The organism is Burkholderia sp. GbtcB21 (assembly GCF_019091065.1).
GTDB classification, from domain to species: Bacteria; Pseudomonadota; Gammaproteobacteria; order Burkholderiales; family Burkholderiaceae; genus Burkholderia; species Burkholderia pyrrocinia_C.
The window spans coordinates 64,244-83,670 of record NZ_JAGXKA010000019.1 but is presented as its reverse complement, the minus strand read 5'-3'; the positions used below and the strand labels follow the sequence as shown (position 1 = coordinate 83,670).

Here is a 19,427-nt window from a genome sequence, read left to right as displayed (position 1 = left end):
AGAAGGGGCGTCCATGACGCCCCTTCTTTCGTTTGCGGCTCGCGGTCAGCCCGCGGTCGGCTGCGCGCCGGTCAGCGGTGGCTGTCGATCCACGCGCGGGCCCATTCGAGCCCGGCCTCGCGCGCGTCGTCCTCGGTGTCGAATACGCCGAGCACGCCGGACGCTTCGACGAGCTTGTTGTTCTGCGTGATCGTGCCGCTCGCCGCGAAGCGTTCGGGCTGCAGGATCTCGTCCTGCTGCAGGATCGCGTGGCCCCAGATCTGGTAGCCGAGGTAGGTTTGCGCTTCCATTATCGAGTCACCTCCGCGGAGCGGTTGTGCGTGCCGACCCGCAGCACGTTGCCATCCGGCGTGTATTGCCGCGGGATGTCGGAGAAATTGAGCGCATGCGTTTCGTCGGGGCCGGCAGGCTGCATCACCGTGAGACGGCCCGGCGCGGGCTGCGCGACGGGGTGCGGGGCGGCCGGCGCCTCGGCCGCGGCGGGCGGGCGACGCGAGTCGGCTTTCACGGTTTGCGTGACTCGACGCTTGTGCGGCTTCGCGGCGGCTTTCGGCGTTGCGCTCGCGTGCTTCTCGGCGCTCTTGCCGGCGCGCGCGTCGGCGCTCGCGTGTGCGGCCGGTGTACGGGCTTCCGGCGTATGCGCCGCCGGCTTCCGCGCCTCGGGCGGGTTCCAGACCTCGACGTAGTGCTCGGCGGCCCAGCCCGTCGACGCGAACGTCAGCGCCAGCAATCCGCATCCAAACAGTCTTACCATTGTCTCTCCGTCATATTCGTTGCGGCTCGCGTCGCGGTGTCCGGTGCGGATCGCGTTCGGTCGGCCGCTTATGCGCATTCGGGGAAGCCGGCTCAGGAGAACACCTCGAGCCCGTGTTTCTCGACGATCTGGAGCATCCGCGCGGCGATGCCGCTCGGCCGTTTGTCGCCCTGTTCCCATTGGCGGATCGTCGACGTCGTCGTATTCAGGTAGAGCGCGAACACGCTCTGGCTGACGTTGACGGATTTGCGGATGCGGGCGATCGCTTGCGGATCGAACTGCGGGGCGGCTTCGATGCAGAGATCGTCGTATTCGCGCATCGTTTTCTTGTCGATCAGGTTTGCGCGATAGAGGCCCGACGCGGCGCTGTGGATCGCCTCCGTTGCGTCGCTCTTGAATCGACTCTTGGCCATTGCAAATCTCCACAAGCTCTTTCAGTGCGATCAGCGTCGCGATATCGGCGTCGGTGCTGCGCCCGACATCCACGGCGAGCTTTCTGAAGGCGCGCAGTTCGCGTTCGTCGATGTCGTCCCTGTCGCGTTTTTCGAACAGGAACACGAAAACCCACGCCTGCCCGACCTTGCTCAGCACGATCCCGCGCTGCCGATTCCCGTCCAGGCGCTTTTTCCAGACGTTGCCGCCGAGCTCGACGCCCTGGCCGCGCGCCAGTTCCCGCGCGGCGCGGCAGAGTTCGGCATCGGCGATTCCTGCTTTTCTGGCTGCCTTGTGAAACCACTTCGTCTTGAAGACGCGTCGTACGGAAGCAGGCATGTCGGGCCGGTCGAGTTAGCACAGGATTATATGCCACTACGTGGTACATATTTCGACCTGGCCGAATGGCCTGCTTCCCACCGATACGCGGTCGGGACGGCCCGGCGGGGGCCATCCCGGTCTACCGGTTTTACTCCACCGTCACCGATTTCGCGAGGTTCCGCGGCTTGTCGACGTCGGTGCCGCGCGCACACGCGGTGTGATACGCGAGCAGCTGCAGCGGCACGACGTGCAGGATCGGCGACAACTGCCCGTAGTGTTCCGGCATCCGGATCACGTGCAGGCCGTCGTCGTTGACGATCTGCGTATCGGCATCGGCGAACACGTACAGCTCGCCGCCGCGCGCCCGCACTTCCTGCATGTTCGACTTCAGCTTCTCGAGCAGCGTGTCGTTCGGCGCGACCGTGACGACCGGCATCGCTTCCGTGACGAGCGCGAGTGGCCCGTGCTTCAGTTCGCCGGCCGGATAGGCCTCGGCATGGATGTACGAGATTTCCTTCAGCTTCAGCGCGCCTTCGAGCGCGATCGGGTAGTGCAGCCCGCGGCCGAGGAACAGCGCGTTTTCCTTGCGCGCGAATTCCTCCGACCACGCGATGATCTGCGGCTCGAGCGCGAGCACGCTGTTCAGCGCGGCCGGCAGGTGGCGCAGCTGCTTCAGGAATTCGGCTTCCTGCGCGGCGTCCACATGCCCGCGCAGCTTGCCGAGCGTCGCGGCCAGCACGAACAGCGCGACCAGCTGCGTCGTGAACGCCTTCGTCGACGCGACGCCGATCTCGGTGCCCGCGTGCGTCAGGAACTGCATCTCGGTCAGGCGCACCATCGCGCTCGTCGCGACGTTGCAGACCGCGAGCGTATGCGTATGGCCGAGCGACTGCGCATGCTTGAGCGCCGCGAGCGTGTCGGCCGTCTCGCCCGACTGCGAGATCACGAGCACGAGCTGGCGCGGGTTCGGCACCGATTCGCGGTAGCGGTACTCGCTCGCGATCTCGACCTGGGTCGGGATCTTCGCGATCGATTCGAGCCAGTACTTCGCGGTGAGGCCCGAGTAGTAGCTCGTGCCGCACGCGAGGATCAGCAGGCTGTCGATGTCCGCGAACGCGGCGGGCGCGGCGTCGCCGAACAGCGTCGCGTCGAAGGCTTCGGTCTGCGGCACGGTATCGCCGATCGCGCGCGGCTGCTCGAAGATTTCCTTCTGCATGAAGTGGCGATACGGGCCCAGCTCGACCGCGCCGCCGTAGGCGCTGACGACGCGGATTTCGCGCTGCACGGTGGCGCCGTGGCGGTCGACGATCTTCACGCCGTCGAGCGACAGCTCGCACACGTCGCCTTCCTCGAGGAACGTGAAGCGGTCGGTGCTGCCGGCGAGCGCGAGCGCATCGGACGCGAGGAAGTTCTCGCCGTCGCCGTGGCCGACGACGAGCGGCGAGCCCTGGCGCGCGCCGACGACGGTGTGCGGCTGGTCCTTGTGGATCACGGCGATCGCATATGCGCCGTGCAGCTGCTGCACGGCTTCGCGCACCGCGTCGAACAGGTTGCCGCGGTACAGGCTGTGCACGAGGTGCGCGATCACTTCGGTGTCGGTCTGCGACACGAATTCGTAGCCCTTCGCGCGCAGCGCTTCGCGCAGCGGCTCGAAGTTCTCGATGATGCCGTTGTGGACGAGCGCAAGCGCGTCCGACGAGAAGATCGGGTGCGCGTTGTGCGTGACGGGCGCGCCGTGCGTCGCCCAGCGCGTGTGCGCGACGCCGGTCGTGCCTTCGAGGTGCGATTCGCGCACCTGCGCGTCGAGATCGGCGACGCGCGCGACGCTGCGCGCGCGCTTCGGCGCGCCCGGCTCGAGCACGGCGACGCCGCACGAGTCGTAGCCACGGTATTCGAGGCGCCGCAATCCTTCGATCAGCACCGGAACGATATTACGCTGCGCAACTGCGCCGACAATGCCGCACATGAATGGTCAATCCTGTAGGTCGACGCGGGCGCCATCGGGGCGCCCGCAAAGGGTTCAGCTCTTCTTCTTGACCGGGCGGACGTAGCCGCTCTTCGTCGTCTGGGTCTTCTCGTTCAATACGAGCAGGCCGTCGGCGACGTCCTTCCAGATCGTCGTGCCGGCCGCGACCGTCACGCCGCGGCCGACGCGCACGGGCGCGACGAGCTGCGTGTCGGAGCCGACGAACACGTCGTCCTCGATCACGGTGCGGAACTTGTTCGCGCCGTCGTAGTTGCAGGTGATCGTGCCCGCGCCGATGTTCACGCGCGCGCCGATGTCGGCATCGCCGATGTACGCGAGGTGGTTCGCCTTCGAGCCGTGGCCGATCACCGCGTTCTTCACCTCGACGAAGTTGCCGACGTGCGCTTCGTCCGCGAGCTGCGCGCCGGGGCGCAGCCGTGCGTACGGGCCGATCACGGTGTTCGCGCCGAGCTCGGCGCCGTCGATGTGCGTGAACGCGTCGATGCGCGTGCCGGCGCCGACCGACGCGTTGCGGATCACGCAGTTCGCGCCGATCGTCACGTTGTCGGCGAGCGTCACGTTGCCTTCGAACACGCAGTTCACGTCGATCGACACGTCGCGGCCGCAGCGCAGCGTGCCGCGCACGTCGATGCGCGCCGGATCGGCGAGCGTGACGCCGTCGACGAGCAGCGCGTCCGCGACAGTGCGCTGGTGGATGCGCTCGAGTTCGGCGAGCTGCGCCTTGCTGTTCACGCCGAGCGTTTCCCATTCGTCGTCGGGCTGCGCCGTGACGACCTCGAAGCCGGCCTCGATCGCGAGCTCGACGACGTCGGTCAGGTAGTACTCGCCCTGCGCGTTTTCGTTCTTCAGCGCGCCGAGCCACATCGACAGCTGGGCCGTGGGCGTGACGATGATGCCGGTGTTGATCTCGGCAATCTTCAGCTCTTCCGGCGACGCGTCCTTCTGCTCGACGATGCGCGTGACGAAGCCTGCCGCGTCGCGCACGATGCGGCCATAGCCGGTCGGATCGTCGAGCGTGACGGTCAGAATTCCGTAGCGGCCGTCGCGCGCGGCGTCGACGAGATGCCGCAGCGTCGACGCGCGGGTGAGCGGCACGTCGCCGTACAGCACGAGCGTCGGCTGCGCGGGATCGAGCAGCGGCAGCGCCTGGCGCACCGCGTGGCCGGTGCCGAGCTGCTCGGCCTGCACCGCGAACTGGACGTCGGGTGCGGCGACGGCAGCCTGGACCCGCTCGGCGCCGTGACCGACGACGACGACGAGCCGGGACGGCTGCAGCGTGCGCGCGGTGTCGATGACGTGGGAGAGGAGCGGCCTGCCGGCCAGGGGGTGAAGCACTTTCGGCAGCGCGGAGCGCATGCGCTTGCCGGTGCCTGCCGCCAAAATCACGATATTCATGGCGCCAGCTTGTCAGAGGAGTTCGAAGCCGTCCATTTTAGCATGCGGCCCCTGTCGTTCCGGGCCTGTCGCGGCGGGGCGACAGCGCCGGAAAAGGGCTGGGCGGCCCGTTCCGGCGGGTCTTCCGACCCCGCTTACAGGTCGTCGAACTGGACGATCGAGATCGGTTGGGCGGCGCCCGGCGGCGCGGCGTCGTCGCCCGACGCGCACGGTTCCTCGTCGAACGCGATGTCGCCCTGCGGATCGGCTTCGCCGGTCGCGCGCAGCGACGTGAACGGGAACAGCGTCGTATCCATCAGGTGCGACGGCACGACCTTCGCGAGCGCGTTGAACATGTTCTCGACGCGGCCCGGGAAGCGCTTGTCCCATTCGCGGATCAGCGCCTTCATTTCCGCGCGCTTCAGGTTCGGCTGGCTGCCGCACAGGTTGCACGGGATGATCGGGAATTCGCGCAGCTCCGCGTATTTCTCGAGATCGGTTTCCTTCACGTACGCGAGCGGGCGGATCACGATGTTCTTGCCGTCGTCCGACTGCAGCTTCGGCGGCATCCCCTTCAGCTTGCCGCCGTAGAACATGTTGAGCAGCAGCGTCTGCACGATGTCGTCGCGGTGGTGGCCGAGCGCGATCTTGGTCGCGCCGAGCTCGCCGGCCACGCGGTACAGGATCCCGCGGCGCAGCCGCGAGCACAGCGAGCAGGTCGTCTTGCCCTCGGGCACGAGCCGCTTGACGATGCTGTAGGTGTCCTGGTTCTCGATATGGAACGGCACGCCGACCTGCTTCAGGTACTCGGGCAGCACGTGCTCGGGGAAGCCCGGCTGCTTCTGGTCGAGGTTCACCGCGACGATGTCGAAGTCGATCGGCGCGCGCTCGCGCAGGCGCAGCAGCACGTCGAGCATCGCGTAGCTGTCCTTGCCGCCCGACAGGCAGACCATCACCTTGTCGCCGTGCTCGATCATGTTGTAGTCGCCGATCGCCTGGCCGACCTGGCGCACGATCCGCTTGAACAGCTTGTTGTTCTCGTACGCTTCCTTCTGCTCGCGGCGCGTCAGCGCCTGGCGGCCGGCCGGGGCGGCCGCGTCGAGGGTGGCGGCGTCGGTCGCCGTGTCGTTCATGTGGGGGGCGTTCATGCGCGCTCCTCGTCCTTGATGCGAAAGACTTCGACGCCGACGGCGCCGCAGTCCGGATAGGCGTCCGGTTTCTCGGTACAGACGCGTACCGCGCGCACGGCATCGTGCGCCAGCAGGTGCGCGGCGATCGCGTCGCACAGCGTTTCCTGCAGGTGGATGTGGCCGCGCGCGATGCATTGCGCGACGCTCTGCTTCATCAGATCGTAGTCGACGACTTCATGGAGACGATCGTCGACGGGGGTGGACAGCGCGAGCGGCACGAACAGGTCGACGTTGATGACGACGCGCTGCTCGCCGCGCTTCTCGTGTTCGAAGGCACCGATGTTGATGTGCACCTCGTAATCGCGCAGGTAGAGCCTGCGGCAATCCGCGAGGCGGGGGTGCAGGAGAGCGGAAAACATGGTCGTCCCAGTCAAATTGGCGTGCGCGCACGCAAAGCGGCGCGGGCGGCGGCAGTCAGGCCGCGCGCCCGCGGTTCATTCATTCGGGCCGGCGGCGGGCGGCACGAGGTGCTCGCCGCCGTCGACGGTCAGCGTCGCGCCCGTGACGCCGGGCGCGCTCGCGAGATAGCAGGCGGCCGTCGCGATGTCGTCCGCGTGCGCCGCGTGGCCGCGCACCAGCGCCGCGACCCGCACCTTCGGCGCGAGCGCCAGCGCCAGCGCCGACGTCGCGCGGTTCAGCGCGGCCTGCATCAGCGCGTGCGACAACTGCGCCGGCGCCGGGTGAAACAGCGCCTGGTCCAGCACGTGGATCGCGCACGCGCGCAGCGCTTCGTGTTCGCGCGCGGCGTCGGGCGTCGCATCGGCGAGCGCGCGGGCCAGCGCGAGCGGCGCCGTCACGTTGCGCGCGAGCGCGGCGGCGAGCGACGCGCCGTCCACCGTGTGCGCGTCGTCGGCGCCCGCGCTGGCGCTCACGAACACCGCGCACGCCGGCCGGCCGAGCGCCGCGCCGCACGCGGCGACCAGTGCGGCCGCGTCGGTTTCCAGGGCCAGATCGGCGTCGAGCACGGCCGCGCGGCGGCCGAGCGCCGCGACTTCGGCGACGATCGCATCGGCGGCCGCGTGCGGCGCGCCGTGGCTGCGCTGCAGCGCGACGTCCCAGCCGCGGCGCGCGAATTCCGTTGCGAGCGCACGACCGATCGACGCGGCGTCGGCCGCGCTGCCCAGGGCGCCCGCGACGAGCACCACGCGCAGGGTCGACGTATCGGCTGAAACGGTCATTTACAATGCCGGGATGAACCCGAAAGCTCACGAACCCGCTAGTTTACCTGCTCCCGGCCCTGACGCGCTCGCGCAGTCCGAAACCCTTGCCGCGCAACTGCGCGACGAGATTGCGGCGGCCGGCGGCTGGCTGCCGTTCGACCGCTTCATGGAGCGTGCGCTGTACGCGCCGGGCCTCGGTTATTACAGCGGCGGCGCACGCAAGTTCGGGCGCCGCGCCGACGACGGCAGCGACTTCGTCACCGCGCCCGAGCTGTCGCCGCTGTTCGCGCAAACCCTGGCGCAACCGGTCGCGGAAGCGCTCGCGGCGAGCGGCACGCGCCGCGTGATGGAATTCGGCGCCGGCACGGGCAAGCTCGCGGCCGGGCTGCTCGCGGCGCTCGACGCGCTCGGCGCCGCACTCGACGAATACCTGATCGTCGACCTGTCCGGAGAACTGCGCGAACGGCAGCGCGACACGATCGCGGCCGCCGCGCCGGCGCTCGCCGCGAAGGTGCGCTGGCTCGACGCGCTGCCCGAGCGGTTCGAGGGCGTCGTGGTCGGCAACGAGGTGCTCGATGCGATGCCGGTGCGGTTGTTCGCGAAGGCAGGCGGCACATGGCACGAGCGCGGCGTCGCGCTCGACGCGCGGCACGCGTTCGTGTTCGAGGACCGGCCGGCCGCGCCGGCCAGCCGGCCGCCGGTGCTCGCGGGGCTTATCGACGATGTCGCCGACGGCTACGTGACCGAGACGCACGAGGCCGCGCTGGCGTTCACGCGCACCGTCTGCACGATGCTCGCACGCGGCGCGGTGCTGCTGGTCGACTACGGCTTTCCCGCGCACGAGTACTACCATCCGCAGCGCGACCGCGGCACGCTGATGTGCCACTACCGCCACCACGCGCACGACGATCCGTTCCTGTACCCGGGCCTGCAGGACATCACCGCGCACGTCGAATTCACCGGCATCTACGACGCGGCCGTCGCCGCCGGCGCCGACCTGCTCGGCTACACGTCGCAGGCGCGCTTCCTGCTGAACGCGGGCATCACCGACGCGCTGGCCGCGATCGATCCGTCGGATATCCGGCAGTTTCTGCCGGCCGCGAACGCGGTGCAGAAGCTGATCTCCGAAGCCGAGATGGGCGAGCTGTTCAAGGTGATCGCTTTTTCGCGCGGCATCGACGGCACGCTCGACGCGTTCGCGCGCGGCGACCGCTCGCACGCGCTCTGAGGCCGGCATGCTGCGCTGGCTGATGGCGTCGTTCGTCGCGGTGATGATCCTGACGCGCTGCTGGCCGTGGCTCGGCAAGCTCGGCATCGGGCGGATGCCGGGCGACGTCACGCTGACGCTCGGCGGGCGGCGCTACCCGTTCCCGTTCATGTCGACGCTGGTGCTGACGATGCTGGTATCGATGGTGGCGCGGCTGCTCTGAGCCGCGCCGGAAAGGGCGGTGTGCGTTACATCTCGATCTCGCCGAGGATCCGGTGCGCGAGCGCCTTCGCCTCGTCGAACGCTTCTTCCTCGCTGGGGCTCGTCGAGTGGACGTCGTAGCGCGTGTTCTCGGTGTCGTCCCCGTCGTCCCGCGCGAGGATCACGTAACCCTGGAACTGCCCGTTGGCCGAATGCTGGGTATGCGCCTTGGCCGTGTAGATGCCCTTCGTGAACGTGTTCGTGTCCATCGTGCCTCTCCCGCAAAAGGACACTTCATCGTAGCACTGCGGCGCAGCATGTACAGCGCGGCTTATCGGTGACCGAACGGTGTCCGGTCGCGGCGGCCGGTCGCGGCGGCCGGTCAGCGCCCGGTCGCCGTCCGATCATCCTTCGACGATCAGCCCTCGATCAGCGCGACGACCTCGTCGAGCGTCGGCGCGTGCGCGCCCGTGTGCCGGCACGCGGCGGCGCCCGCCGCCAGCGCGAACGCGAGATGCTCGCGCCACGCTCGCTGCGGCGCGGCCATCAGGCTGAACAGCATGCCGCCGATCGACGCGTCGCCCGCGCCGACGGTGTCGGCCACCTCGACGCGCGGCGGGCTGGCCTCGTGCACGTCGCCGTCCGCATAGAGCGTCGCCGCCTGCGCGCCGCGCGTGACGAGCACGGCCGCGCGCGGGTTCAGCGCGCGCACCGCCGCAACCGCGTCGGGGCCGTCGCCGCCGAACAGGTGCCGCAGGTCCTCGTCGGACACCTTGATCAGGTCGGCGAGCGCGGCCATCTTCTCCAGCGTCGGCCGGTACGCGGCCGTCATCAGGTTGCGGACGTTCGGGTCGAAGCTGATTTTCACGCCGCGCGCGTGCAGGTCGGCCGCGAGCGCGGCCAGCGTGCCCGCGAGCGGTTCGCGCACGAGGCTGATGCAGCCGAAATGCGCCCATTTCACGTGGTCGGTCCAGCCGGCCGGCAGCCGCGCGGGATCGAACGCAAGATCGGCGCTCGCTTCGCCGATGAAGAAGTACGCGGGCGGGCGCGTCTCGTGGACGATCGCGAGCAGCGGCGGCCGTGCGACGCGCTGCAGGAAGCGCAGGTCGAGCCCGGCCGCGTCGCTCGTGCGCCACAGCACGTCGGAGAAGCAGTCCTCGCCGATCGAGCCCGCGAGCGCGCTCGGCACGCCGAGCCGCGCGACCGCGCGCGCGACATTCCAGCCGGCGCCGCCCGGCACCGACGTCCACTGCGCATCGCCCGCGCGCACCATGTCGGTCAGGATGTCGCCCGCCGACACGAAAGCCGGAAACGTGCCGCCGCTCATTGCGTCGGCTCGCTGCGCGCCGCGCGCGCGAGGGTCGCGAGCACGTCGTAGCACGCGCCCATCGTGTGATAGTCGGTCTTGCCGGCCGGGCTCTTCTCGTCGCTGTACTTGCGGTTGTCGCAGGTGAGGATCCGGTACCACGCGCCGTAGCGGTGGTCGACGAAATGCGCCCAGCTATAGCGCCAGATCTCGTCGTACCAGTCCCAGAAGCGCTCGCTGCCGGTGCGCGCGCCGAGCATCGCGGCCGCCGCGAAGGTTTCCGCCTGCACCCAGAAGTACTTGTTGTGGTCGCAGATCGTGAAGTCGGGGCCGAAGCCGTAGTACAGGCCGCCGTGATCGGCGTCCCATGCGTGCGTGAGCGCCGCGTCGAACAGTTCGGCCGCGCGCGGCACGAGCCAGTCGAGCGGGCGGTGCCGCTCGAGGATCAGCAGCAGCTTCGCCCATTCGGTCTGGTGCCCGGGCTGGAAGCCCCACGGACGGAAGATGTTCGAGCTGTCTTCCTTGTTGTAGTCCCAGTCGACCGACCAGTCCGCATGGTAGTGCTCCCATACGAGCCCGCCCGACAGCGCGGCCTGGCGCTGCGTGACGTGGCTTGCGAGCTTTTCCGCACGATCGAGGTACGTGAGGTGGCCGGTCGCCTCGTAGGCCGCGAGCAGTGCCTCCGTCATGTGCATGTTCGCGTTCTGGCCGCGGTACGACGACACGATCCAGTTCGGCGTCGCTTCGTCCGCATACAGGCCCGCGGCCGCATCCCAGAAGCGGTGCTCGGCCAGCTCGTAGGTCGCCGCGATCAGCGGACGCGCCTCGTCGATGCCGGCCATCGTCGCGTGCGCGGCCGCCAGCAGCACGAACGCGAGCCCGTAGCAGTGGCGCGTGCCGTCGAGCGTCGCGCGCTTCGCGCCGTCGCGCCAGTCGAGTTCCCAGTCGTAGCCCTGCAGTTCGTCGTCCCAGTGCGCGTCGCGCAGGAAGCGCAGCCCGTGGCGCGCGTAGTCGAGATGGCGCGGATCGCCGAAATGCCGGTACGCCATCGCGTAGTTGAAGACGAACCGGCAACTGCTGACGAGGTGGCGCGACGTGCGGTTGTAGATGCTGCCGTCGTCGCGGAAGTAGTGATAGAAGCCGCCCGTCGGGTCGAACGCGTTCGTCGCGTAGAAGCGCAGCGTGTCTTCGATATGCGACAGCAGGAACGACGGATCGCGGAAATTCGCGACGAGCGGCGCGGCTTGCGTGTGGGCGGCCGGCGCGGCCGTGCAGGGTTGGACCGGGGGCATGTTCATGATTCGGTGACCGTGGCGGTATCGAGTGCCGGAGAGCCGGCGGGCTGGCTGCTGGCCCGCACGATCAGCTCGACGGGCAGGGAGATCTCGGTGCGCTCGGGCGCTTCGGCGAGCAGCAGTTCGACGCCGCGGCGGCCGAGCGCTTCCTTGTCGACCGACAGCGTCGTGAGCGGCGGGCTCGCGTGCGCGGCGGCCGGGATGTTGTCGAAGCCGACGATCGCGATGTCGTCCGGAATCCGCAGGCCGCGCGCGATGCACACGCGCTGCGCGGCCAGCGCGGCCGCGTCGTTGTATGCGAAGACGGCGTCGGGGCGCGGGCCCGGCGCATCGAGCAATTGCTCCATCGCACGCGCGGCGCCCGTGTCGGGATCGAGCCCCGCGTCGATCGTCACCTCGTACGCGGGATCGAACAGCCGCCCGGCCTCGAAGAACGCGCGCCGGTAGCCGATCGCGCGCTGCGCGATGCTGTAGTGCGCGGGCGAGCCGCCGATGAACGCGATCCGCGAGCGCCCGGTGGCGAGCAGGTGGCGCATCGCGAGCGCGGCGCCCGTCGCGTTGTCGATGTTGACCGAGCGCAGCCCGGGCGCCCACAGGTCGATCAGCACCAGCGGCCGGCCGGTCGCGGCGAGCGCCTCGATCGTCTCGGGCTCGATGAAGCCGGCCACCGCGATCGCGTCGGGCGCGTGCGGGCGCATCTGGCGCAGCACGTCGTCGTTCGGGCCGACCGTGAGCAGCGTCGGCACGATGCCGCGCTCGCGACATGCGTCCTCGACGCCGTGCAGCACGTGCGAGAAGAACGGGCTCGCGGGAAAGCGGTTGTGCTGGCGGTGCAGCAGGAAGGTGAGCCGGCGGATGCGCGGCCGCAACTGCGCGGGATCGTAGCCGAGCTGCTGCGCGATCTCGACGATGCGCGCACGCGTTGCTTCCGACAGGCCCGGCTGGTTTTTCAGCGCGCGGGAGACGGTGCCGATCGAGACCTCTGCCGCCCGCGCGACATCGCGAATGGTGGTGCCCATCGTTCGGGGTTCGGTTTGTTTAGGGTGAAAGCGATTGTATAGTAAAACATATCGCGAAATTCGGGCCGGATAACCGGGGAATACCCGTGAATAACGGGTTTTTAAGCGCTAATCTGCGAAAACGCCGTTACTAAAAATACTAAACAAAATGCGAAAAAGGCAAGGTAGTCGTGCGTGCATCCGGCGGCGCGGGCGACTGGCGGGAAAGGGGCGGGAAGAGGCCGGAAAGCGGGGTTGTTTCGATCGTCCGCGCAGCGTGCCCGGCGACCTGCACGGGCGGCCGGCAGCCGATGCGCAACGATTCGGCTGGTTGACGGGCGGGCGCCCGTCTCCGTCTCCGTCTCCGTCGCCCGGAGCGCAGCCGTATCCGCGCTCGACGATTGCCCGCCGTTCAGTCCGCCGCCACCGTCACCGCCGCGGCCGGCAGTTCGCCGCGATTGCGCAGCGCGGCGCGGCCCGCGTCGAGATCGACGACCGCGAGCCCGCCCGGCTGCTGTTTCGCGCGCCGCTTCGCGAGTGCCGCGACCGACGCGATCTCGTCGCTGCCGTAGCGCTTCGCGCCATGCGCGCCGGCCGGCACGCCGACCGCGCCGATCGCCATCGTCACGAAGCCGAAGAACGCCGGGTTGCCGTGTCGGTCCTCGCCGCGCAGCCCGCCTGCCTGCCGGTCGGCCTGCGTGTAGAAGCGCTGCGCGCCGTCGTTGAAGCGCGCGATCGCGTCGGTCGCGCGCACGTGCCAGTCGTCGCGCTGGAACAGCACGAGGAAATCGTCGCCGCCGACGTGCCCGAGAAAGTCGCGCTGCGGGTCGCACACGCCGGCCAGCACCGTCGCCGCGAACTTCAGCACCTCGTCGCCCTGCCAATAGCCGTACTGGTCGTTGAACGGCTTGAACTGGTTCAGGTCGACGTAGCACGCATGAAAGCCGGCATCGCGCTGGAGCAGGCGGTCGATATGCGCGCTGATCGGGATGTTGCCGGGCAGGAACGTCAGCGGGTTCGCGTAGCGCGCGGCTTCGATGCGCATCTCGGTCACTGCGCGCACGAGGCTCTCGCCGGTGCCGAGCCCGACGTAGCGGCCGTGTTCGGTGATCACGAAGCCGTCCGCGAGATAACGCTGGTCGTGGCTCGCGAGCAGCATCGCGAGCTGCTCGAACGTCGTCGCGTTGTCGATCATCAGCGGCGCATCGTTCGCGAACTGCAGGCTCGGCTTCTTCCCGAACACCTCGCGGTGATACGGCAGCGCGAAGCGGTCGATGAAGCCGCGGCGATTCACGAGCGCGACGGGCCGCCCGCGTTCGACGAGCGCGACCGCGTGCAGGTCGGGCATCCGGTTGAACAGGTCGAGCACGTCGTTGCTGGTCGCGTCGCGCGGCAGGGCCGGCGCGGGGACCAGCATCTTCGCGGCGATCGTGCCGGCCGGCCGCACGGTGCGCGTCGCGCCGGGAAACACCGCGATATGCGGCGCGCGGATCGCATCGCGCGCGGCCGGCGCGACGACCCGCGACGGCTGCGCGTCCGGTCGGCCGAGCAGGAAGCCCTGCACGCAGCAGATGCCCATGTCGCGCACGACGATCAGGTCGCATTCGTTCTCGATGCCTTCCGCGATCAGTTGCGCGCCGCTCGCCTGCGCGAAGTGCTGCATCGCCCTCACGGCCTCGAACTTGAGCGGGTCGCGCGCGATGTCGTGGATGAAGAAGCGGTCGATCTTCACGACGTCCGGATGCAGGCGCAGCCACAGGTTCATGCTCGCGTTCGCGGTGCCGTAGTCGTCGAGCGCGAACTGGATGCCCGCATCGCGCAGCGACGCGACTGCCGGCCCGATCTGCGCGACATCCGGTATCGCGTTCTGCTCGGTCAGCTCGATCACGATGCGCTCGGCGCGGACCCGCGCGCGGCCGAGGAACTGGCACGCGCGCTCGCGTTCGCTGGCGAGTTGCAGGATCGTGCCCGCGCTGAAATTGAGGAACAGCTTGCCGTCGCAGCCGAGCGCCGCGAACGCGTCGAGGCAGGTGAGCGCGGCGGCCTGTTCGAGCGCGATGGTCGCGCCTTCGCGCGCGGCTTGCGCGAACAGCGCGGCGGGCGGCTCGAGGTCGGTGCCGCGCGGGCCGCGTATCAGGCCTTCGTAGCCGACGACCGTCCCCGACCCGAGATCGACGATCGGCTGGAAAACGGCGGCGAGCGCGCGATCCGCGATGAGGCGCGTGATGCTGGCGGCAGCGGAGTCGGGGTGGAGCGCGGGCATGGGCGAGGGCAGCCGAATCGACGGGACGTCCGGCTTAACGGCAGCGCTCGCGGGGAATTGAATGAAGATTTCATGACGCGAGGGGCGCTGATGGTGCATCGCGTCGGGCGCGCACCGGTGCGCGTTTGGAAGGCGGGAAGGCGGGAAGGCGGGAAGGCGGGAAGGCGGGAAGGCGGGAAGGCGGGAAGGCGGGAAGGCGGGAAGGCGGAAGGCGGGAAGGCGGAAGGCGGAAGGCGGAAGGCGGAAGGCGGGAAGGCGGAAGGCGGAAGGCGGAAGGCGGAAAGGCGGAAAGGCGGAAAGGCGGAAAGGCGGAAAGGCGGAAAGGCGGAAAGGCGGAAAGGCGGAAGGCCGGCGCGGTCACCATCCAGTGACCGTCCCGCCTCCCAACCCGTCACCGCTTGCCCGCGCTCAGCGCGCCAGGCGCCGATGCCGCGCCGTCCTGCCCGCCGCGCTCGCCGCTCGTGTCGCGCGCGCCCCAGCGCTGCGCGAGCGCCGCGCACGCCATCAACTGGATCTGGTGGAACAGCATCAGCGGCAGCACGATCGCGCCGACCGCGTTCGCCGAGAAGATCACCTTCGCCATCGGCACGCCGGCCGCGAGGCTCTTCTTCGATCCGCAGAAGATGATCGTGATCTGGTCGGCCCGGTTGAAGCCGAGCCGCTTGCTGACGAACGCGGTCAGCAGCAGCGCGATCGCGAGCAGCACGAGGTTGACGACCAGCAGGCCGCCGAGCGCCCGCGCCGGAATCTGGTGCCACAGGCCCTCGTTGACGGCTTCGCTGAACGCGACGTAGACCACGAGCAGGATCGAGCCCTGGTCGACGAAGCGCAGCACGCCGCGGTTGCGTTCGATCCAGCCGCCGATCACGGGCCGCAGCAACTGGCCGGCGATGAACGGCACGAGCAGCTGCATCACGATGCTGCCGACGGTGCTCCACGCCGACGCCGCGGCGGCCGACTGCGACGTGATCATCAGCCCGACGAGCGCCGGCGTGACGAAGATCCCGAGCAGGCTCGACGCCGATGCCGCGCACACGGCGGCCGGCACGTTGCCCTTCGCGATCGACGTGAACGCGATCGACGACTGGACCGTCGACGGCAGCGTGCACAGAAACAGCACGCCCGCATAAAGCGCCGGCGTGACGAGCGGCTGCAGCACGGGTTTCAGCACGAGGCCGAGCAGCGGGAACAGCGCGAACGTGCTGAGCAGCACGACCGCGTGCAGCCGCCAGTGGGTTGCGCCCGCAACGACGGCTTCCCGCGACAGCTTCGCGCCGTGCAGGAAGAACAGCAGGCCGACGGCGATGTTGGTCGCCCAGTTGAACGCGTGGGCGGCCGGGCCGCGGCACGGCAGGAGGCTCGCGAGCACGACGGTGCCGACCAGGGCGAGCGTGAAGTTGTCGGGAAGAAAACGGGGACGGGCCATCGGGAACTCGATTCGAAAACGACGGAGGCGCGCGTCGCGCGCGCGGATGGCGCTATTGTCCCGGTTGGCCATTCACTACACAAATTCATTGTGAGAATCGATTGATGAATCGATTGCATGCAGCAACGGCTGTCGCACCTGCCCCGGCCATGCGCAAAACGGCAGAAGAATGTTCTGTCGCGTTCGCGCCCTGAAGTGAAAAAACCTAGCAGTAACATGGTGTTACACCGATGCCGGCGACCTAACACTTTTTGGCTCGACACAGTTTCGGGCCGCTCATAAATTACTGCTGAAAGCCTTGCGTCGGCCGAAAGGAGCCGGCGGCAGGCGTGGACAGGCACTGAACGATGACGGAACGTGTGAAACGGAAGATCGGACGATGGGTGGCAGGCGTGCTCGGCGCGCTGTTGATGCCGCTTGCGCTCGCGCAGCCGCCACACGGCGGTCATGGGTTCGGCGGCCACGGTTTCGGTGGCGGCGACATGCGCGCGTACGGTCAGCAGGCTGGCGGCGGGTTCGGTGGCGGGCCCGTCTGGCGCCGCGTTCCGCCCCCCGCCGGTGCACGCGCTGGCGGCGTGAGCAGCTACGGCTCCCGCTGGGGGCTGCGGCCGACGCCGTCGTACGGTCATTACGCCGCGCAAAGCCCGTATCGCCCGATCAGCGCCGACGCGCGCCAGATGCCGCGCCCGCCGGGCGGCGGCAACGTGCCGCTGCGCGCCGGTTCGATCCGCGCCGACGTCGCGCGCTACAACGAGGAGCGCGGCGGCCGTCCGATGCCGCCGCCCCGTTCGCAGGAAGAGCCCTCTCACTCGCCGTATTTCTCCCCGTTCTACCGAAACTGAGCGCCCGCGCGCTCGTCCTATGCCGGCTGATGCGAATTCGCCACAGTCGCGCGCAGATTTCCGCTGATTTTCCCGTCGCATTGCGCTATCTTTCGCGCCCGGCTCGCGTGCGCCACGCCGCCGTCCCGTCGCGCAACCGCTTTCGCGCGGGGCCGCCGCGGTGCATCCGGCCACGTATCGATTCCGCGAAGTTAATGCTGGCGCTATACCAGCAATAAGTGTGCGCAATTTTGACCGGACAAATGATCCGTAAAGATGGCTGCGCCCCATACGACGCAAGCACTCGGCTCCAAAAAACAACGCTCGCGCCACTTATCGACTATCCGACAAAACCTGGAGATCCCATGAAAGCATTCGCTCGCCGTGCGTCGCGCACGTCCGTCAAGCTGATCGCCGCGGCCGCCTGTGCGGCGGCTGCCGCACCCGTTTATGCGCAATCGAGCGTGTCGCTCTACGGGCAGGTAGACGAATGGGTCGGCGCAACCAAGTTCCCGGGCGGCGATCGCGCATGGAACGTGTCGGGCGGCGGAATGTCGACGTCGTACTGGGGCCTGCACGGCGCAGAGGATCTGGGCAACGGCTACAAGGCGATCTTCACGCTGGAAAGCTTCTTCCGCGCGCAGAACGGCCAGTTCGGCCGCTTCCAGGGCGACACGTTCTTCGCCCGCAACGCGTACGTCGGCATCAGCTCGCCGTACGGCACGGTGACGGCAGGCCGCCTGACGACGCACCTGTTCCTGTCGACGATCCTGTTCAACCCGTTCTACGACTCGTACACCTTCTCGCCGATGGTGTACCACGTGTTCCTCGGCCTCGGCACGTTCCCGACCTATCCGAGCGACCAGGGCGCGGTCGGCGATTCGGGCTGGAACAACGCGGTGTCGTACACGTCGCCTTCGTTCGGCGGACTGAATGGCAGCGCGATGTACGCGTTCGGCAACCAGGCCGGCGACAACGGCTCGAAGAAGTGGAGCGCGCAGTTCAACTATGCGAACGGCCCGTTCGCGGCGACTGCCATGTATCAGTACGTGAACTTCAACAACGGCCCGCGCGACCTGAGCGCGCTCGTCGCCGGGATGAAGAGCCAGGGCATCGCGCTGGTCGGCGCGACCTACGACCTGAAGCTCGTGAAGCTGTTCGGCCAGTACATGTATACGAAGAATGACCAGGTCGCGGGCAGCTGGCACGTGAACACCGCGCAGGGCGGCGTGTCGGTGCCGCTCGGCGTGGGCAACGCGATGGCGTCGTACGCATATTCGCGCGATGCAGGCGGCCTCGACCAGACGCGCCAGACCTGGGCCGTCGGCTACGACTACCCGCTGTCCAAGCGCACGGACGTCTACGCCGCGTACATGAACGACCACATCAGCGGCCTGTCGACCGGCAACACGTTCGGCGCAGGCATCCGCGCGAAGTTCTGACGCGCACGCGCGATCGGCGCGCCGGCCGCGCGCGGAAATCGCGCGTTCCGGCTGCATGTTTTCCCGCCCGAAACGGCGCCGCCACCCGCGGCGCCGTTTTGCCTTTGTTGACCTTTCTGTTTCCTCGCCTTTGTTACCCTATCTCGTAATTGGACCATTCCCCCGTCATTACGAGCTAGTTCGATGGATACCCTCGTCAGCATGAATGTGTTTCGCTACGTCGTCGAAGTGGGCAGCTTCGTCGGCGCGGCCGAGCGCATGCAGATGTCGGCTGCGATGGCGAGCAAGCACGTGATGCATCTCGAGCAGCAGCTCGGCGCGCGGCTGCTGCATCGCACGACACGACGCGTCGCGCCTACCGAGGCGGGACGCGAATACTACGAGCGCCTCGTGCAGGCGCTGTCTGAACTCGACGAAGCCGGGCAGGCCGTCGGTGCCGCGAGCGTGGTGCCGCAGGGCCGCCTGCGCGTGACGTCGCTGTCCGCGTTCGGGCTGCGGCACGTGATGCAGGCCGTCACCGATTACGCGGGCCGGTTCCCGGACGTGACCGTCGACATGACGCTGTCCGATCGCGTGGTCGACCTGATCGAGGAAGGCTACGACGTCGCGGTGCGCGCGGCGCCGAACGGATTGAAATCGTCGTCGCTGGTCGCACGGCAGATCGCGACCGCGCACATCCTGCTCGTCGCGTCGCCCGAGTATCTCGACAAGCACGGCACGCCCGCGACGATCGCCGATCTCGCGCATCACAACTACCTGCGGCGCGATTCGAATTCGACGATGCTCGACTCGCTCGTGATCGACGCGGCGGCCGCATCGCGCGTGACCCTCAACGGCAACCTGATCGTGAACCATCTCGAAGGGCTGCGTGCGGCCGTGCTCGCGGGCGCGGGCATCGCGCTGCTCGGCACCGAGGTGGTCGGCGACGACATCGAATCCGGCCGACTCGTGCCGGTGCTGCTCGATTCGGTGCCGCCGCACGAGGCGCCGATCTACGCGGTGTATGCGAGCCGCCGTCACGTGTCGGCTAAGGTGCGTTCGTTCGTCGATTTCCTCGCGGCGCGTTTCGAAGGCCAGTCGCTGTGTCCATCGATCGAGTCGCGCCTGCGCGTGCTGCCGATCACGCGGATCAAGCGCGCGGGCTGAGCCGCGTGTCCCGCGGCGGCGGGGCGATGAAAACAAAAAGCGCGAACCGCTGCGGTTCGCGCTTTTTGTTTGATCCGACGGAATTTGAGGTGGCGGATGCGGCG

Annotated in this window: 19 protein-coding genes and 1 pseudogene; 5 read left to right on the top strand and 15 right to left on the bottom strand. The window is 68.7% G+C overall.

The window, feature by feature from the left end:
* Window positions 1-71 precede the first annotated feature (71 nt).
* From KVT39_RS31525 to KVT39_RS31485, 9 genes and pseudogenes are all read right to left on the bottom strand, one after another.
* A complete protein-coding gene (locus KVT39_RS31525; protein WP_034179233.1) occupies window positions 72-290 on the bottom strand; it encodes a hypothetical protein in 219 nt (72 codons plus the stop codon).
* Window positions 290-754, bottom strand: coding sequence for a hypothetical protein (locus tag KVT39_RS31520; RefSeq protein ID WP_217590939.1), 465 nt, complete (start codon window positions 752-754; stop codon window positions 290-292). The genes KVT39_RS31525 and KVT39_RS31520 overlap by 1 nt, the downstream gene beginning before the upstream one ends.
* 92 nt (window positions 755-846) lie before the next feature.
* Window positions 847-1,167, bottom strand: coding sequence for a DNA-binding transcriptional regulator (locus KVT39_RS31515; RefSeq protein ID WP_034179231.1), 321 nt, complete (start codon window positions 1,165-1,167; stop codon window positions 847-849).
* Window positions 1,163-1,525, bottom strand: a pseudogene (locus KVT39_RS31510) (type II toxin-antitoxin system RelE/ParE family toxin); the annotation flags it as partial. The pseudogene KVT39_RS31510 and the gene KVT39_RS31515, both read right to left, overlap by 5 nt.
* 130 nt (window positions 1,526-1,655) lie before the next feature.
* On the bottom strand, window positions 1,656-3,473 hold the full coding sequence (gene glmS / locus KVT39_RS31505) for a glutamine--fructose-6-phosphate transaminase (isomerizing) (RefSeq protein WP_105389554.1): 1,818 nt from the start codon (window positions 3,471-3,473) through the stop codon (window positions 1,656-1,658).
* Window positions 3,474-3,527: 54 nt separating this feature from the next.
* Window positions 3,528-4,889: a bifunctional UDP-N-acetylglucosamine diphosphorylase/glucosamine-1-phosphate N-acetyltransferase GlmU gene (gene glmU / locus KVT39_RS31500; protein ID WP_217590930.1), complete on the bottom strand. Its 1,362-nt coding sequence runs from the start codon at window positions 4,887-4,889 to the stop codon at window positions 3,528-3,530.
* A gap of 134 nt (window positions 4,890-5,023) precedes the next feature.
* On the bottom strand, window positions 5,024-6,016 hold the full coding sequence (ttcA, locus tag KVT39_RS31495) for a tRNA 2-thiocytidine(32) synthetase TtcA (RefSeq protein WP_217590929.1): 993 nt from the start codon (window positions 6,014-6,016) through the stop codon (window positions 5,024-5,026).
* Window positions 6,013-6,417 (bottom strand): dihydroneopterin aldolase, encoded by a 405-nt coding sequence (locus KVT39_RS31490; protein WP_217590928.1) that lies wholly within the window; start codon window positions 6,415-6,417, stop codon window positions 6,013-6,015. The genes ttcA and KVT39_RS31490 overlap by 4 nt, the downstream gene beginning before the upstream one ends.
* A 75-nt stretch (window positions 6,418-6,492) precedes the next feature.
* Window positions 6,493-7,236 (bottom strand): SDR family oxidoreductase, encoded by a 744-nt coding sequence (locus KVT39_RS31485; protein WP_217590927.1) that lies wholly within the window; start codon window positions 7,234-7,236, stop codon window positions 6,493-6,495.
* Window positions 7,237-7,249: 13 nt separating this feature from the next.
* Here KVT39_RS31485 and KVT39_RS31480 point away from each other — a divergent pair, with 13 nt between their 5' ends.
* Together KVT39_RS31480 and KVT39_RS31475 are read left to right on the top strand one after the other, a co-directional pair.
* Window positions 7,250-8,446, top strand: coding sequence for a class I SAM-dependent methyltransferase (locus KVT39_RS31480; RefSeq protein WP_217590926.1), 1,197 nt, complete (start codon window positions 7,250-7,252; stop codon window positions 8,444-8,446).
* A gap of 7 nt (window positions 8,447-8,453) precedes the next feature.
* Window positions 8,454-8,648 (top strand): DUF2905 domain-containing protein, encoded by a 195-nt coding sequence (locus tag KVT39_RS31475; protein ID WP_006484654.1) that lies wholly within the window; start codon window positions 8,454-8,456, stop codon window positions 8,646-8,648.
* A 25-nt stretch (window positions 8,649-8,673) separates the two neighbouring features.
* Here the strand turns inward: KVT39_RS31475 and KVT39_RS31470 are convergent, their stop codons facing one another.
* The 6 genes from KVT39_RS31470 to KVT39_RS31445 form a co-directional block, all read right to left on the bottom strand.
* Window positions 8,674-8,895, bottom strand: coding sequence for a hypothetical protein (locus KVT39_RS31470; protein WP_034179224.1), 222 nt, complete (start codon window positions 8,893-8,895; stop codon window positions 8,674-8,676).
* Between the two features lie 149 nt (window positions 8,896-9,044).
* The gene (locus KVT39_RS31465; RefSeq protein WP_034179223.1) at window positions 9,045-9,953 is read right to left on the bottom strand and encodes a carbohydrate kinase; all 909 of its coding nucleotides are present in this window, start codon (window positions 9,951-9,953) and stop codon (window positions 9,045-9,047) included.
* Complete coding sequence (locus tag KVT39_RS31460; protein ID WP_105389559.1) at window positions 9,950-11,230, bottom strand: AGE family epimerase/isomerase; 1,281 nt, start codon at window positions 11,228-11,230, stop codon at window positions 9,950-9,952. Before KVT39_RS31460 ends, KVT39_RS31465 begins: the two co-directional genes overlap by 4 nt.
* Entirely contained in the window at window positions 11,227-12,246 is a 1,020-nt protein-coding gene (locus KVT39_RS31455) for a LacI family DNA-binding transcriptional regulator (protein WP_111015955.1), read from the bottom strand. The genes KVT39_RS31460 and KVT39_RS31455 overlap by 4 nt, the downstream gene beginning before the upstream one ends.
* Window positions 12,247-12,637: 391 nt before the next feature.
* Window positions 12,638-14,488: a phosphodiesterase gene (locus tag KVT39_RS31450; protein WP_217590925.1), complete on the bottom strand. Its 1,851-nt coding sequence runs from the start codon at window positions 14,486-14,488 to the stop codon at window positions 12,638-12,640.
* 391 nt (window positions 14,489-14,879) lie between these two features.
* The gene (locus tag KVT39_RS31445; protein WP_217590924.1) at window positions 14,880-15,914 is read right to left on the bottom strand and encodes a bile acid:sodium symporter family protein; all 1,035 of its coding nucleotides are present in this window, start codon (window positions 15,912-15,914) and stop codon (window positions 14,880-14,882) included.
* A gap of 347 nt (window positions 15,915-16,261) precedes the next feature.
* Here KVT39_RS31445 and KVT39_RS31440 point away from each other — a divergent pair, with 347 nt between their 5' ends.
* The 3 genes from KVT39_RS31440 to KVT39_RS31430 all read left to right on the top strand — a co-directional run bounded on the left by KVT39_RS31440 (window position 16,262) and on the right by KVT39_RS31430 (window position 19,323).
* Window positions 16,262-16,756 (top strand): hypothetical protein, encoded by a 495-nt coding sequence (locus tag KVT39_RS31440; RefSeq protein WP_034179218.1) that lies wholly within the window; start codon window positions 16,262-16,264, stop codon window positions 16,754-16,756.
* 344 nt (window positions 16,757-17,100) lie between these two features.
* Window positions 17,101-18,177 carry a porin gene (locus KVT39_RS31435; protein ID WP_105389562.1) on the top strand — a complete coding sequence of 359 codons (1,077 nt, stop codon included), beginning with the start codon at window positions 17,101-17,103 and terminating at the stop codon, window positions 18,175-18,177.
* Window positions 18,178-18,360: 183 nt separating this feature from the next.
* The gene (locus KVT39_RS31430) at window positions 18,361-19,323 is read left to right on the top strand and encodes a LysR family transcriptional regulator (protein ID WP_034179216.1); all 963 of its coding nucleotides are present in this window, start codon (window positions 18,361-18,363) and stop codon (window positions 19,321-19,323) included.
* Window positions 19,324-19,427 lie beyond the last annotated feature (104 nt).